The sequence below is a fragment of the Burkholderia sp. HI2761 genome (genome assembly GCF_002223355.1).
Taxonomy (GTDB): Bacteria; Pseudomonadota; Gammaproteobacteria; order Burkholderiales; family Burkholderiaceae; genus Burkholderia.
Window position 1 is genome coordinate 1,645,481 of record NZ_NKFN01000004.1, and the last position, 14,068, is coordinate 1,659,548.

Consider the following 14,068-nt stretch of genomic DNA (forward strand, 5'->3'; position numbering starts at 1 on the left):
GCAGAAGGGCGATATTTGCAGACAAATCGCCAGACTTGCCGGGAATTCGGAAATCGCGCGGCCCAGCCACCGGGCGCCGTTCGCGCCCCGCCCTCGCAATTGCTTATCCAACAGGTTGCCGCTATTCTACCGTGCCGGCTGCCGGATGTGGCGCGACCTTGTCACTGGGTCTGGAGGCGCACCTCCAGCCGCCCGCGCAACCGCCCTTCACGCTCGACGTCCAGATTCATGCTGCCTACCGTATTCATCGTCTCCGACGGCACCGGGATCACTGCCGAAACCTTCGCGCATTCGATCCTCTCCCAGTTCGACCAGAAATTCCGCCTCGTGCGCGTGCCGTTCGTCGACTCGCTCGACAAGGCCTATGCGACCGTCGAGAAGATCAACGAGGCCGCCGTGCACGACGGCCGCCGCGCGATCGTGTTCACGACGCTCGTCGACAGCGAATCGAACGACATCGTCAAGCGCTCGAACGCGCTCGTGCTCGACATGTTCCAGCGCTTCGTCGAACCGCTCGAGCAGGAACTGGAACTCAAGTCGAGCCACGCGATGGGCCGTGGCCACCAGAATGCGGACACCGAGGAATACAAGACGCGAATCGAGGCGATCAACTTCTCGCTCGCGCACGACGACGGCCAGTCGAACCGCAACCTGTCGGAGGCCGACGTGATCCTCGTCGGCGTGTCGCGCAGCGGCAAGACGCCGACGAGCCTGTATCTCGCGATGCAGTACGGCGTGAAGGCAGCCAACTATCCGCTGATTCCGGAGGATTTCGAACGCGGCAAGCTGCCGTCGGCGCTGTCGGCGTACAGCGACAAGCTGTTCGGGCTGTCGATCGACCCGCAGCGCCTGTCGGAGATCCGCAACGAGCGCCGGCCGGGCAGCAAGTATGCAGCGCCCGAGAACTGCCGCTACGAGATCAACGAGGCCGAGGCGATGATGCGCCGCGAAGGAATCAAGTGGCTGTCGTCGACGCACAAGTCGATCGAGGAAATCGCGACGACGATCCTGCAGGAAATCCGCCTCGACCGGCAGTCCTACTGAGCGCGAGCGCGCCGACGGCCGTCCGGCCGTCGCCGAAAGCAACAAGGCCGCGTCAAACGCGGCCTTGTTTCGTTTTACGGCAAATGCGCGCGCGGCGTCACGCCGGTCGCTGCTGCCGCACCTGCTCGAACAGGCAAACTGCCGCCGCCGCGGCGACGTTCAGCGACTCCATCCCGCCCGGCTGCGGAATCGTCACGCGATGCGTGGCCGCGTCGCGCCAGAACGCCGACACGCCGGCGCCTTCGTTGCCGAACACCCATGCAACGGGCCCCGACAGGTCGCAGTCGTAGACCGCCTGCGCGCCGTGCGAGTCGGTCAGCGCGACCGGTACGGCGAGGCGCTCGGCAAGCGACGCGGCTTCGATATCCTCATGGATCGACAGCAGGAAATGCGCGCCCATGCCCGAACGCAGCACCTTCGACGACCACGCATAGGCCGTCCCCGGCGCGCAGAACACGTGACGCACGCCGGCCGCCGCCGCGCTGCGCAGGATCGAACCGACATTGCCGGCATCCTGCACGCCGTCGAGCACGACCGACGTGTGCGTCACGCGTGCGGGCAGCGGTTGCGCCGGCCGATCGACCAGCAGCAGGAAGCCGACGCCGTTGACGACGTTCGACAATTGCCCGAACAGCGCGTCCGGCAGCGTGACGATCCGCTGCGCGTCGATACGCGCGACGATCGCCTGCGCCTCGGCGTGGCCGAGCGCGCCTTCGGTCGTGACGCACAGCTCGGGTGTCGCACCCGTATCGAGGTACGCGCTCGCCAGGTGGAACCCTTCGAGCAGCGCCTGGCCGCTGCGGCGCTGATGGGGCGTCGAACCCGCGAGCGCCTTCAGGCGCTTGTACAGCGGGTTGTCGCGGGAAGTAATGCTTTTCATCGAATCAGATCGAGCGCTTCACGGACGGGCGCGAACGAGCGCCGATGCGCTTCGCACGGGCCGTGCTCGCGCAATGCGGCAAGATGTTTCGCGGTGCCGTAGCCCGCATGCACGTTGAAGCCGTACACCGGGAAGCGTTCGTGCAGGTCGACCAGCATCCGGTCGCGCGTGACCTTCGCGAGGATCGATGCGGCCGAGATGCTCGGCACGAGCGCGTCGCCGCTGACGATCGCCTCGGCACGCACGGTCAGCGTCGGGCACCGGTTGCCGTCGATCTGCGCGAGCGTCGGCAGCACCGACAGCCCCTCGACGGCCCGCTTCATCGCGAGCATCGTCGCGTGCAGGATGTTCAGCGTATCGATCTCGTCGACGCTCGCCGACGCGACGCAATACGCGTGCGAACGCGCGACGATCAGGTCGTACAGCATGTCGCGCTTCTTCGCCGACAGCACTTTCGAATCGTCGAGCCCGTCGATCGGCCGGGCCGGATCGAGAATCACCGCGGCGGCCACCACCGGACCCGCGAGCGGGCCGCGGCCTGCTTCGTCGACACCGCAGACGATCTCGTCCGGACGGCTGAAATCGAAACCGCCCTGCCCGTCGCTCGACGCGCGGCGGCGGGGTGCACGGACCGCGGTCATGCGCGCCCCTTGCGTTGTTCGAGCACGCGCACGACGGCCTCGGCCGCCTTCGCGGCCGTGTTCTGCCGCAGCGAAAGATGCATTTCGGTAAATACTTCGGTCAGCGTGCGGCGGTTCGCGTCGTCGCGCAGTTGCGTGAGCGTCGCATCGGCCAGCGCCTCGGGCGTCGCGAAATGCTGCAACAGTTCGGGCACGACGAAGCGCCCCGCCAGGATGTTCGGCAAGCCGACATACGGCAGGTAGCCCTGCCGACGCATGATCTGCCCGGTCAGCCAGGGCACCTTGTACGAGATCACCATCGGCTTCTTCAGCAGCGCGGCTTCCAGCGTGACGGTGCCGCTCTTCACGAGGATCGCGTCGGCGGCCGTCATCGCGACCTGCGAACGGCCGTCGGTGATCGTCAACGCGAGCTGCGGGTGCGCGTCGACGAGCGGCTGCAGCAGTTCGCGCAGTGCAGGCGTCGCGGCCGGCATCACGAACCGCACGCCGGGCTCGCGCTGCTGCATCAGCGCCATCGCCGCGAAGAACGTCGGGCCGATCAGCGCGATCTCCGAGCGCCGGCTGCCCGGCAGCACCGCGATCACGGGACCGTCGGCCGGCAGACCCAGCGCGATGCGCGCGCCGTGCGTGTCGGGTTCGAGCGGAATGTCGTCGGCGAGCGGATGGCCGACGTAGGTCGATGCGACGCCGGCCTTGTCGAGAATCGCCGGTTCGAACGGGAACAGGCACAGCATGTGATCGACGGACTTCGCGATCTTCTTGATCCGGCCGCCGCGCCACGCCCAGATCGACGGGCACACGAAGTGGATCGACGGGATGCCCGCGTCGCGCGCGGCCTGTTCGACGTTGAAGTTGAAATCGGGCGCATCGACGCCGATGAACGCATCCGGCCGCTCGGCGAGCAACTGGCGCTTCAGTTCGCCGCGAATCCGCAGGATCTCGGGAATCTGGCCCAGCGCCTCGACATAGCCGCGCACCGTCAGCTTGTCCATCTGCCAGTGCGAGTCGAAGCCCTGCGCGATCATGCGCGGCCCGCCGATCCCGTAATACTGGGCCGATTCGGGCAGCCGCTCGCGCAGGCCGCCGAGCAGCGACGCCGCGAGCAGGTCGCCCGACGGCTCGCCGGCCACCATCGCGAGCCGGAGCTGGTTGGTCGGGAGCGGCATCGCCTAGCGGATGATGCCGCGTTGCGACGCGACGACGAACTCGACGAGCGCCTTCACCGGTGCATCGCCTTCGCCGCCCGCTTGCGCGAGCTCGCTCAGTTGCACCTTCGCTTCCTCGAGCGACAGGCCGTTCTTGTACAGCACGCGGTACGCGCTGCGCAGCGCCGAGATCGCGTCGGCCGAGAAGCCGCGCCGGCGCAGCCCTTCGACGTTGATCCCGTGCGGCTCGGCCTTGTTGCCCGCCGCGATCACGAACGGCGGAATGTCCTGCACGAGCGCCGATGCGCCACCCAGCATCGAATGCGCGCCGATGCGCACGAACTGGTGCACGCCCGACATGCCGCCGACGATCGCCCAGTCGCCGATCTCGACGTGGCCCGCCATCTGCGCGTTGCTCGACAGGATCACGTGGCTGCCGACGGTGCAGTCGTGGCCGATGTGCACATAGGCCATGATCCAGTTGTCGTCGCCGAGCGTCGTCACGCCGACGTCCTGCACGGTGCCCGTGTGAATCGTCGTGAATTCGCGGATCGTGTTGCGATTGCCGATCACGAGCCGGGTCGGTTCGTCCTTGTACTTCATGTCCTGCGGACGGCCGCCGACCGACGCGTAATGGCCGATGCGGTTGTCCTCGCCGAGCGTCGTATGGCCTTCGATCACGCTGTGCGAGCCGATCGTCGTGCGCGCGCCGATCGTGACGTGCGGGCCCACGATCGCGTACGGGCCGATCTCGACCGATTCGTCGATCTGCGCGCCCGGCTCGACGATCGCGGTAGGATGAATCCTGGTCATGCGCCGTTGCCTCTCGATATGATGTGTCGCGTTGCTCGCGTTACGTTACCCATGCGTGCCGCGTCGCTCAGGGCGCCGCGTCGGCCGTCTTGACCGTGCACATCAGTTCGGCTTCCGCCGCCACCTTGCCGTCCACTTCCGCCACCGCCTTGAATTTCCAGATGCCGCGGATGTAGCGCTCGAACGTCACGTTCAGGATCAGCTGGTCGCCCGGTTCGACCACGCGCTTGAAGCGGGCACCGTCGATCCCGACGAAGTAATACAGCGTGTTTTCCGGATCCTTCGGCGTCTCTTCCGCGAACGTCAGCAGCGCCGCGGCCTGGGCGAGCGCCTCGAGGATCAGCACGCCCGGCATCACCGGCCGCTTCGGGAAGTGCCCCTGGAAGAACGGCTCGTTGATCGACACGTTCTTCAGCGCTTTGATCCCTTTGTGCGGCTCGAGTTCGAGCACGCGATCGACGAGCAGAATCGGGTAGCGATGCGGCAGCAGCGTGAGGATCTTGTGGATGTCGAGATTGATTTTTTCAGTGCTCATGATGGTTCGTCTCACGCAGAGGCTGCGCGGTGGTGATGCAAAGGCTGAAGCGGGCCGCCGCGCGGCCCAGTCTGACAAACCGGGCCGGTTGCGCTGGCCGTGCCCGGTTCGTGGTCTCGCATGATGCGCTCAGGCGTGGGTGCCGCCCTGGGCGGCGAGCGCGGCTTCGAGCGCCTTGATGCGCTCGCGCAGCTTGTCGAGGTTGCGCACGAGCGCGGCGCTCTTGTTCCATTCGCCGTGGTCGACGGCCGGGAACGCGCTGGTATAGATGCCGGCCTTCGGCAGCGACTTCGATACGCCCGACTTCGCGGTGATGATCACATAATCGCCGAGCGTCACGTGGCCGGCGATCCCCGCCGCGCCGCCGATCATGCAATGGCGGCCGATCGTCGTGCTGCCCGCGATGCCGGCGCTGCCGGCGATCACCGTGTACGCGCCGATCCGGCAGTTGTGGCCGATCTGGACCTGGTTGTCGATCTTCACGCATTCCTCGATGACGGTATCCGCCATCGCGCCGCGGTCGATCGTCGTGTTCGCGCCGATTTCGACGTCCGGGCCGATCGTCACGCCGCCGACCTGCGGGATCTTGACCCAGCTGCCGGTGCGCGCGTCGCCGTCGCCGACGAAATCCGGTGCGAAGCCGAAGCCGTCCGAGCCGATCACGGCGCCCGAATGGACGATCGCGCGCGGGCCGATCTTGCAGCCGTGGTACACCGATGCGTTCGGATAGAAATGCGAGCCGGCGCCGATCGTCGTGCCGCGGCCAACGAATACGTTCGCGTCGAGCTGTACGCCGTCTTCGATCACCGCGCCGGCCTCGACCGTCACGTGCGGGCCGATCACCGCGGTCGCGGCGACCTTCGCCGCCGGATCGATCGTCGCGCTCGGATGCACGCCGGCCGCGCGCGGCGGCATGGCGAGATCGATGAACATCTGCGCGACGCGCGCGAAGTACGCGTACGGATTCGGCGTCACGATGAAATTGCGGGCTTTGGCGGCCGCACCCAGCTTTTCGAGATCCTTCGGCGCGATCAGCACCGCGCCGGCGCGGGTCGTCTCGACCTGCGACAGGTACTTCGGGTTCGCAAGAAACGCGAGTTGCTGAGGGCCTGCCTGGTCGAGCGGCGCGAGGCCGCCGACCGTGCACTGTGCATCGCCGGCGATCTCGCCGCCGAACCGCTTTACGAGTTCATCGAGCGTCAATGCCATTCGTCGTCTGCTCCGTTCAGTTCGTCGAGCCGGACGCGAGCGCCTTGAGCACCTTGTCGGTGATGTCGATGCGCGGGCTGACGTACACGGCTTCCTGCACGATCAGGTCGTAGTTCTGCTGCTCGGCGATCTGCTTGATGACCTTGTTCGCCCGCTCCAGCACGGCCGCCAGTTCCTCGTTGCGACGCTGGTTCAGGTCTTCGCGGAACTCGCGCTGCTTGCGCTGGAAGTCGGTGTCGAGCTGAGCGAGATCGCGCTGCTTCTGCGCGCGATCGGCCGCCGACAGCGACGTGCCGCCCTTGTCCAGCGAATCGGACATCGACTTCAGACGCGCCGCCAGATCCTGCAGATCCTTGTCGCGCTTCGCGAACTCGGCTTCGAGCTTCGTCTGCGCCGCTTTCGCGGGCGCCGACTCGCGCAGGATCCGATCCGAATTGACCGCCGCGATGCGGGCGACGTCCTGTGCGTGCACCGTTGCCGCGCCCAGGGCCAGCGCAACGGTCAGCGCGCACATCACTCGTTTCGAAAACTTACCGGTTAGCAAAATTACCCTCTCGTTGCTGTTGTCATGCGTTCGGTCAGAACGCCGTCCCGATCTGGAACTGGAATTTCTGGTACTGGTCGCCTTCGTGCTTCTGCAGCGGGAAGCCGAGACTCAGTTTCAGCGGGCCGATCGGCGAAATCCATGCGAGACCCACACCGTAGCCGTAGCGCAGGCCGTTGGAGCCCGTACTCGTGCCGCCCGGCGCATTGCCCCACACGTTACCGCCGTCGAGGAACGTGAACACGCGCAGCGTGCGGTCGTAACCCGTGCCCGGCAGCGGGAACGTCAGCTCGATGTTGCCGACCAGCATCTTCGAACCGCCGATCGGGTCGTTCGTCTTCGTGTCGCGCGGGCCCAGCGAGCTCGGCTCGTAGCCACGCACGGAGCCGATACCGCCCGCGTAGTAGTTCTTGAAGATCGGGTACGGGTTGCCGATACCGTTACCGTAGCCGCCCTGCAGGTTCAGGCCCAGGATGAAGCCGCGCGAGAACGAATAGTAGTATTGCGCCTGCAGGTCGGCCTTGTAGTACTGGATCTTGCCGACCGGCACGCCGTACTCCATGTTCGCCTGCGTGAAGTAGCCGCGGCTCGGAATCAGCGCGCTGTCGCGCGCATCGCGCGACCACGCCACCGTCAGCGGCACCGTGTTCGACACGCGGCCGAACTCGTTCACGTAATCCTGGTAGCTCTGCGGCGTGTTCGAATCGACGTCGAGGCGGTTCTGCTCGAAGCCCGCGCCGAAGTACACGGTGTCGACTTCCGAGAACGGAATGCCGAATTTCAGGTTGCCGCCCGCGCTGATGATCCGGAAGCTCGAGCTCGTCGAATAGTAGAGCGGCTGGTACGTACGGTAGAAGACGTCCGTGATCCGCTTGATGCCGTCGACCGTGAAGTACGGGTCGACCTGCGTGACGGTCAGCGTACGATAGCTCTTCGCGGTGTTGACGTTCACCGACAGGCTCGTGCCCGAACCGAACACGTTGTCCTGCGACACGCCGGCCGACAGCACGACCTTGTCCGTCGACGAGAAGCCGGCGCCCAGCGTGATCGCGCCGGTCGGCTTTTCGTCGACCTTCACGTTCACGTCGACCTGGTCGTTCGTGCCTTCGACCGGCACCGTCGTCACGTCGACGTTGGTGAAGTAGCCGAGACGGTTCACGCGGTCCTTCGACAGCGCGAGGCGGTTCGAGTCGAACCACGAGCTTTCGAGCTGGCGCATTTCGCGGCGCACCACTTCGTCGCGCGTGCGCGTGTTGCCGACCACGTTGATGCGGCGCACGTACACGCGGCGGCTCGGGTCGACGACGAGGTTCAGGTTCACCTTGTGGTTCGCCTGGTCGATGTCCGGCTGCGCGTTGACGGTCGCGAATGCATAGCCGTATTCGCCGAGCTTGTCGACGATCGACTTGGTGGTCTGCTGCAGCTTTTCGGCCGAGAAGCGGTCGCCCGGCTTGATCTTGATCAGCTTGTTGAGTTCGGCCTCGCGATCGAGCAGGTTGCCCGACAGCTTGATGCCCGACACCGTGTACGGCTCGCCTTCGTGCAGCGTGACCGTCAGGTACATGTCCTTCTTGTCCGGCGAGATCGACACCTGGGTCGACTCGATGTTGAACTCGAGGTAGCCGCGGTTCAGGTAGTACGAACGCACGGCCTCGAGGTCGCCCGTGAGCTTTTCCTTCGAGTACAGGTCGTTCTTCGTGTACCAGGAGAACCAGTTCGGCGTCGACAGCTGCATCTCGTCGCGCAGCGTGCTGGTGCTGAACGCCTTGTTGCCGATGAAGTTGATCTGGCGGATCTTCGCGCTCGGGCCTTCGGCGACCGCGAACAGGATCGACACGCGGTTCGCGTCGACCGGCGTGATCGTCGTCTTGACCTCGGCCGCATAGAAGCCGCGCGTCAGGTACTGGCGCTTGAGCTCCTGCTCCGCCTTGTCGACGAGCGCCTTGTCGTAGTAGCGGCCATCGGCGAGGCCGACCGCGCGCAGCGCCTTCGTCAGGTTGTCCTTGTCGAATTCCTTCGTGCCGGTGAAGTCGATCGACGCGATGGCCGGACGCTCCTGCACCTGCACGATCACGACGTTGCCCTGCGTGGCGATGCGAACGTCGTTGAAAAAGCCCGTCGCGTACAACGCGCGGATTGCTTCGGATGCCTTGTCGTCCGTGAAGGTATCGCCCTGCTTGATCGGCAGATAGGCGAACACCGAACCCGCTTCGACGCGCTGCAGCCCCTCGATCTTGATGTCTTGCACCACGAACGGTGCCGCTGCATGCGCCGCGAGGCCGTGCGCGGCGAGCGCGGCCGCTGCAACTGTCTTAGGTACAAAGCGATGAGGTTTGAACAACATGCATCCCCAGTATTTAGCTGCATCAAATCGGGCGGCTGGCCAGCGGCCGCCGCCTGACGCTTCAGAAATGGATTAACCGAGCCAGATCGTTGAACAGCGCGATCGCCGACAATGCGACGATGCAGATCAACCCGGCTCTTTGCAGAATCAGCTGCCAGCGCTCCGAGACGGCTTTCCCGGTCGCGGCTTCAACCGCATAATATAACAGATGCCCCCCGTCCAAAACGGGAATCGGCAACAAGTTCAGGACGCCAAGGCTAATGCTGACAAGGGCGAGGAACGACAGGAACGCCGACGGGCCGAGCCGCGCGCTCTTGCCTGCGTAGTCGGCGATCGTCACCGGGCCGGACAGGTTCTTCAGCGACGCGTTGCCCGTGATCATGCGCCCGAACATCTTCAGCGAATACACGGAAATGTCCCACGTGCGGTGCGCGCCGAGCCGCAGGCTCTCGATCGGCCCGTAGCGCACGTCCACCGACGGCGCGTGCATCGACAGCGCCGCGCCGATCCGGCCGACCTGCTGCCCGGATTCGTCGTCGCGCTGCATCTGCGGCACGATCGACACCGTCCGCACGGCGCCGTTGCGCTCGATCTGCAGGTCGAGCGGCTGCCCCGCATGGTGCTTCACCGTATCGATGAAGCGCGCCGCGCCGCCGATCGGCTTGCCGTCGAGCGCGACCAGCTTGTCGCCGACTGTCAGGCCCGCCCGCTCCGCCGCGCTGCCCGGCTGCACCGACGCGACCGACAACGTGCCGCCGCCAGCCTCGAAGCCCAGATGGGCCATGAAGTCGTCGTCGAGCTGGCTGTCGGGCACGTTACGCAGGTCGACGCGGAAATCGAACGTCGTCGCATTGCCGTCGCGCGCGCCGAGCACGACCTCGCGATGGTCGAATGCGGCCGACAGCAGCTTCCAGCGCAGGTCCGACCACGATCGCACCGGTTCGGACTCGCCACCCTGCGCGTCGCGGATCGACACGACCGTCTCGCTGCCGTCGAAACCCGCGCGCGCCGCCGCGGTGCCGGCGGCCGGCGGCGCGACGATCGCGGTCGGCTCGGTCACGCCGGTGGCGAATACGACGGAGAACAGCGCGATTGCCAGCAGGAAGTTCGCAATCGGCCCGGCCGCGACGATCGCGATACGCTTGTAGACCGACTGGCGATTGAATGCCTGCCCGAGCTCCTCGGGCGGGATGCCGGGGCCCGGATCACGCTCGTCGAGCATCTTCACGTAGCCGCCGAGCGGCAGCACGGACAGCGTCCACTCGGTGCCCGTCCTGCGGCTGACCCAGCGCGCGACGGGCTGGCCGAAACCGATCGAGAAACGCAGCACCTTCACGCCGCACCAGCGCGCGACACGATAATGTCCGTACTCATGCACGACGACCAGTATCCCGATCGCCACCGCAAACGCGACCAGTTCGACCAGCACGTTCATGAGCACCCCATTCAGACCGTACGCTCCACGCGTGGCGCAGGCGCTTTTGCAATGATCGCGGCGGCGAGGCGGCGAGCCTCGGCATCCGCCGCGAGGACGTCGTCGAGCCCGTCGGGCGCGCGGTTCGGCAGCGTGTTGAGCACCGCGTCGACCGTCGCCGCGATCGCCATGAAGCCGATCCGGCGCTCGAGAAATGCTTCGACCGCCACTTCGTTCGCCGCGTTCAATGCGGCGCTCGCGATACCGCCTTCCTCGAGTGCCTTCAGCGCGAGCGCGAGGCACGGGAAGCGCGCGTAATCGGGCTTCTCGAACGACAGCTGGGCGATCTGCGCGAGGTCGAGCTGATCGACGCCCGCGTCGACGCGCTCGGGGAATGCGAGCGCGTGTGCGATCGGCGTACGCATGTCGGGGTTGCCGAGCTGCGCGAGCACCGAGCCGTCGCGGTACGACACGAGCGAATGGATCACGCTCTGCGGATGGATCAGCACGTCGATCCGGTCGCCCGGCAGCCCGAAGATCCAGTGCGCCTCGATAACCTCGAGGCCCTTGTTCATCATCGTCGCGGAATCGACCGAGATCTTGCGGCCCATCACCCAGTTCGGATGCTTGCACGCCTCGTCCGGCGTCACGTCGACGAGCGTGGCCGGCTCGCGCGTGCGGAACGGGCCGCCCGATGCGGTCAGGATGATCTTCGAGATCCCGCCGTGCCCGGCCGCGTCGCGCGGCATGCACTGGAAGATCGCGTTGTGTTCGCTGTCCACCGGCAGCAGGATCGCGCCATGGTCGCGCACGGCGTCCATGAAGATCGCGCCCGACATCACGAGCGCTTCCTTGTTCGCGAGCAGGATCCGCTTGCCGGCGCGTGCGGCCGCCAGGCTCGGCGCGAGGCCGGCCGCGCCGACGATCGCCGCGACCACCGTGTCGCAGCCGTCGCTCCTCGACACGTCGACGAGCGCCTGCGGCCCGTGCAGCACGATCGTCTTGCTGCCCGCCGCGCGCAGTTTCGCATCGACGTGCGCGGCCGTCGCGGCATCGCCGACCACCGCCACTTCAGGCGCGAAGCGCAGACACTGCTCGACGAGCTTGTCGCCGTTGCGGTGCGCGGTCAGCGCGTAGACCGAGAAGCGCTCCGGATGGCGCGCGACCACATCGAGCGTGCTGTCTCCGATCGAGCCCGTGGAACCGAGCAATGTCAGACGTTTTTGCATAACAGAAATAATGGTTAACCAAGCAGCAGCATCGCGAGCGGCAGCACCGGCAGCAGCGCGTCGACACGATCGAGCACGCCGCCGTGGCCCGGCAGCAGTCCGCTCGAATCCTTCACACCCGCCTGCCGCTTCAGCAGCGACTCGAACAGGTCGCCGATCACGCTGTACGCGACCAGCAGCGTCAGCGCGGCCCACGCGCCGGGCATCCCGTAACGAGCGGCAAATGCAGAAAACAGGGTCGGTTCGAATGCATGCGTGGCCATCGCGATACCGGCGACGACCATCACCGCGAACCAGCCGCCGATCGCACCTTCCCAGCTCTTGCCGGGGCTGATGGTGATGGCCAGTTTACGCTTTCCGAAGGCCTTGCCGGCGAAGTATGCGCCGATATCGGCCAACCAGACGACCAGAAGCAGCGACAGCACGAACGGTACGCCCTGCGCGCGGGCTGCGACGAGCGCGTGCCAGCAGGCGGCGAACACGACGAGGCCCGCGACCAGCAGGAACGGCCGCCAGACGCCGCCCGCGAGCGCGGGCTTGCGCCGCAGCGCGAACGGGCCGACCAGCAGCCAGAACACGCCGGCCGCCATGAAAAGGGGCCGGGACGATGCGGCATCGACGCCGAGCGGCGCGGTGACCGCGAGCGCGAGCGCCGCGACGACCGCATAGACGATCGGGCCCGCGCCGCCGAGCTTCAGCAGGCGCGCCCACTCCCACGCGGCGAACACGAGCACGACGCCGATCAGCGCGCCGAACCCATCGAGCGGCGCGAACAGCGTCACCGGCAGCAGCACTGCCAGCATCACGATCGCCGTGATCACACGGGTTTTCAGCATGAAAGGGAGTCGGCGTTCTGCGATTGCGGTTCGAGCTGCGCACTCGTGCGCCCGAAACGGCGCTCGCGCTCGGTATACGACGCCATCGCGTCGGCCAGTGCCGCGCCGTCGAAATCCGGCCAGTACTTGTCGGTGAAATAGAATTCGGCGTACGCGAGCTGCCACAGCAGGAAGTTGCTGACGCGCTGCTCGCCGCCGGTGCGGATGAAGAGATCGGGCTCCGGCGCGTAGGCCATTGCCAGGTGCGGCGCGAACGCGTCCTCGGTCACTTCGACCTCGCGACCTTCGCGCACGGCCTGCTCGACGAGCTTCTTCGTCGCCTGCAGGATGTCCCACCGGCCGCCGTAGTTGGCTGCGATGGTGAGCGTCAGACGGGTATTGCGCGCCGTCTTGGTTTCGGCGCGGCGGATCAGTTCGCGGATGCGCGGCTCGAAACGGTCGAGATCGCCGACGACACGCAGGCGGATCCCGTTCGCATGCAGCTTGCCCACTTCGCGCTCGAGCGCGGTGATGAACAAGCGCATCAGGAACGACACTTCGTCGTTCGGCCGGCGCCAGTTTTCCGAACTGAACGCGAACAGCGTCAGGTATTCGACGCCGGCGCGCGCGCAGCCTTCGACCACCGCCCGTACGGCATCGACGCCGCGGGTATGCCCCGCGACGCGCGGCAAGCGGCGTTCGGTCGCCCAACGGCCGTTGCCGTCCATGATGATCGCGATGTGACGCGGCACGACACCGACGTCAGGCACGCGAACGGTAGAGCTGGTATAGGTCATGGCCGTTGAGACAGTAATGCGGGAAGAAGGCGGCGCGCGAGGACGGTCGTCAGACCGTCATGATCTCGGCTTCCTTGGTCTGCACGAGCTTGTCGATTTCGGCAACGTGCTTGTCGGTCAGCTTCTGCACGTCGTCGCTCGCACGGCGCTCGTCGTCTTCCGAGATTTCCTTGTCCTTCACGAGCTTCTTCAGCGCTTCGTTCGCGTCGCGGCGCAGGTTGCGGACGGCGACCTTGGCCGTTTCGCCTTCGCTCTTCACGACCTTGGTCAGCTCGCGGCGGCGCTCTTCCGTCAGCGCGGGCATCGGCACGCGGATCAGGTCGCCGGACGTCGCCGGATTCAGGCCCAGATCGGCTTCGCGGATGGCCTTCTCGACCTTCGCGACCATGTTCTTTTCCCACGGCTGCACGCCGATCGTGCGCGCGTCGACGAGCGTCAGGTTCGCGACCTGCGAGATCGGCACCATCGAGCCGTAGTAGTCGACCTGCACGTGATCGAGCAGACCGGTGTGTGCACGGCCCGTACGGATCTTGGCCAGATCGTTCTTGAACGCTTCGATCGAGCGCTGCATCTTTTGCTCGACGCCCTTCTTGACATCAGCGACACTCATTTCAACCTCCGAACCTTCAAACCATCAAACCTTCAAAGAACGCGAGCC

At 66.2% G+C, this 14,068-nt stretch carries 14 protein-coding genes; 1 reads left to right on the forward strand and 13 read right to left on the reverse strand.

Features of this window, described 5'->3' with window-relative positions:
• Nucleotides 1-228: 228 nt before the first annotated feature.
• Nucleotides 229-1,044, forward strand: coding sequence for a posphoenolpyruvate synthetase regulatory kinase/phosphorylase PpsR (gene ppsR / locus CFB46_RS14525; RefSeq protein ID WP_027784758.1), 816 nt, complete (start codon nucleotides 229-231; stop codon nucleotides 1,042-1,044).
• 97 nt (nucleotides 1,045-1,141) lie between these two features.
• Here the strand turns inward: ppsR and CFB46_RS14530 are convergent, their stop codons facing one another.
• From CFB46_RS14530 to frr, 13 genes are all read right to left on the reverse strand, one after another.
• Nucleotides 1,142-1,924: a TrmH family RNA methyltransferase gene (locus CFB46_RS14530; RefSeq protein WP_027784759.1), complete on the reverse strand. Its 783-nt coding sequence runs from the start codon at nucleotides 1,922-1,924 to the stop codon at nucleotides 1,142-1,144.
• Nucleotides 1,921-2,565, reverse strand: a complete 645-nt coding sequence (gene rnhB, locus CFB46_RS14535) for a ribonuclease HII (protein WP_027784760.1) — start codon at nucleotides 2,563-2,565, stop codon at nucleotides 1,921-1,923. The genes CFB46_RS14530 and rnhB overlap by 4 nt, the downstream gene beginning before the upstream one ends.
• Nucleotides 2,562-3,731 (reverse strand): lipid-A-disaccharide synthase, encoded by a 1,170-nt coding sequence (gene lpxB / locus CFB46_RS14540; protein WP_027784761.1) that lies wholly within the window; start codon nucleotides 3,729-3,731, stop codon nucleotides 2,562-2,564. Before lpxB ends, rnhB begins: the two co-directional genes overlap by 4 nt.
• 3 nt (nucleotides 3,732-3,734) lie before the next feature.
• Nucleotides 3,735-4,523 carry an acyl-ACP--UDP-N-acetylglucosamine O-acyltransferase gene (gene lpxA / locus CFB46_RS14545; RefSeq protein WP_027784762.1) on the reverse strand — a complete coding sequence of 263 codons (789 nt, stop codon included), beginning with the start codon at nucleotides 4,521-4,523 and terminating at the stop codon, nucleotides 3,735-3,737.
• A 67-nt stretch (nucleotides 4,524-4,590) separates the two neighbouring features.
• Nucleotides 4,591-5,058: a 3-hydroxyacyl-ACP dehydratase FabZ gene (gene fabZ / locus CFB46_RS14550; RefSeq protein WP_027784763.1), complete on the reverse strand. Its 468-nt coding sequence runs from the start codon at nucleotides 5,056-5,058 to the stop codon at nucleotides 4,591-4,593.
• A 129-nt stretch (nucleotides 5,059-5,187) separates the two neighbouring features.
• Entirely contained in the window at nucleotides 5,188-6,267 is a 1,080-nt protein-coding gene (gene lpxD / locus CFB46_RS14555) for a UDP-3-O-(3-hydroxymyristoyl)glucosamine N-acyltransferase (protein WP_027784764.1), read from the reverse strand.
• A gap of 16 nt (nucleotides 6,268-6,283) precedes the next feature.
• Nucleotides 6,284-6,781, reverse strand: a complete 498-nt coding sequence (locus CFB46_RS14560) for an OmpH family outer membrane protein (protein ID WP_034185423.1) — start codon at nucleotides 6,779-6,781, stop codon at nucleotides 6,284-6,286.
• Between the two features lie 64 nt (nucleotides 6,782-6,845).
• Complete coding sequence (gene bamA, locus CFB46_RS14565; RefSeq protein WP_034185424.1) at nucleotides 6,846-9,155, reverse strand: outer membrane protein assembly factor BamA; 2,310 nt, start codon at nucleotides 9,153-9,155, stop codon at nucleotides 6,846-6,848.
• 61 nt (nucleotides 9,156-9,216) lie between these two features.
• Nucleotides 9,217-10,590 carry an RIP metalloprotease RseP gene (gene rseP / locus CFB46_RS14570; RefSeq protein WP_027784767.1) on the reverse strand — a complete coding sequence of 458 codons (1,374 nt, stop codon included), beginning with the start codon at nucleotides 10,588-10,590 and terminating at the stop codon, nucleotides 9,217-9,219.
• An 11-nt stretch (nucleotides 10,591-10,601) separates the two neighbouring features.
• A complete protein-coding gene (locus tag CFB46_RS14575; protein ID WP_027784768.1) occupies nucleotides 10,602-11,798 on the reverse strand; it encodes a 1-deoxy-D-xylulose-5-phosphate reductoisomerase in 1,197 nt (398 codons plus the stop codon).
• Between the two features lie 14 nt (nucleotides 11,799-11,812).
• The gene (locus CFB46_RS14580) at nucleotides 11,813-12,634 is read right to left on the reverse strand and encodes a phosphatidate cytidylyltransferase (protein ID WP_027784769.1); all 822 of its coding nucleotides are present in this window, start codon (nucleotides 12,632-12,634) and stop codon (nucleotides 11,813-11,815) included.
• Nucleotides 12,628-13,410 carry a polyprenyl diphosphate synthase gene (gene uppS, locus CFB46_RS14585; protein ID WP_006478494.1) on the reverse strand — a complete coding sequence of 261 codons (783 nt, stop codon included), beginning with the start codon at nucleotides 13,408-13,410 and terminating at the stop codon, nucleotides 12,628-12,630. Before uppS ends, CFB46_RS14580 begins: the two co-directional genes overlap by 7 nt.
• Nucleotides 13,411-13,459: 49 nt before the next feature.
• Entirely contained in the window at nucleotides 13,460-14,020 is a 561-nt protein-coding gene (gene frr / locus CFB46_RS14590; RefSeq protein ID WP_027784770.1) for a ribosome recycling factor, read from the reverse strand.
• Nucleotides 14,021-14,068 lie beyond the last annotated feature (48 nt).

Bases quoted from the DNA above. Each gene is read 5' to 3' on its own strand.
- rseP (WP_027784767.1), bottom strand. From the start codon at position 10,590: ATGAACGTGCTGGTCGAACTGGTCGCGTTTGCGGTGGCGATCGGGATA.
- lpxB (WP_027784761.1), bottom strand. From the start codon at position 3,731: ATGCCGCTCCCGACCAACCAGCTCCGGCTCGCGATGGTGGCCGGCGAG.
- bamA (WP_034185424.1), bottom strand. From the start codon at position 9,155: ATGTTGTTCAAACCTCATCGCTTTGTACCTAAGACAGTTGCAGCGGCC.
- CFB46_RS14575 (WP_027784768.1), bottom strand. From the start codon at position 11,798: ATGCAAAAACGTCTGACATTGCTCGGTTCCACGGGCTCGATCGGAGAC.
- CFB46_RS14530 (WP_027784759.1), bottom strand. From the start codon at position 1,924: ATGAAAAGCATTACTTCCCGCGACAACCCGCTGTACAAGCGCCTGAAG.
- frr (WP_027784770.1), bottom strand. From the start codon at position 14,020: ATGAGTGTCGCTGATGTCAAGAAGGGCGTCGAGCAAAAGATGCAGCGC.
- uppS (WP_006478494.1), bottom strand. From the start codon at position 13,410: ATGACCTATACCAGCTCTACCGTTCGCGTGCCTGACGTCGGTGTCGTG.
- rnhB (WP_027784760.1), bottom strand. From the start codon at position 2,565: ATGACCGCGGTCCGTGCACCCCGCCGCCGCGCGTCGAGCGACGGGCAG.
- CFB46_RS14580 (WP_027784769.1), bottom strand. From the start codon at position 12,634: ATGCTGAAAACCCGTGTGATCACGGCGATCGTGATGCTGGCAGTGCTG.
- ppsR (WP_027784758.1), top strand. From the start codon at position 229: ATGCTGCCTACCGTATTCATCGTCTCCGACGGCACCGGGATCACTGCC.
- fabZ (WP_027784763.1), bottom strand. From the start codon at position 5,058: ATGAGCACTGAAAAAATCAATCTCGACATCCACAAGATCCTCACGCTG.
- lpxA (WP_027784762.1), bottom strand. From the start codon at position 4,523: ATGACCAGGATTCATCCTACCGCGATCGTCGAGCCGGGCGCGCAGATC.
- lpxD (WP_027784764.1), bottom strand. From the start codon at position 6,267: ATGGCATTGACGCTCGATGAACTCGTAAAGCGGTTCGGCGGCGAGATC.
- CFB46_RS14560 (WP_034185423.1), bottom strand. From the start codon at position 6,781: ATGTGCGCGCTGACCGTTGCGCTGGCCCTGGGCGCGGCAACGGTGCAC.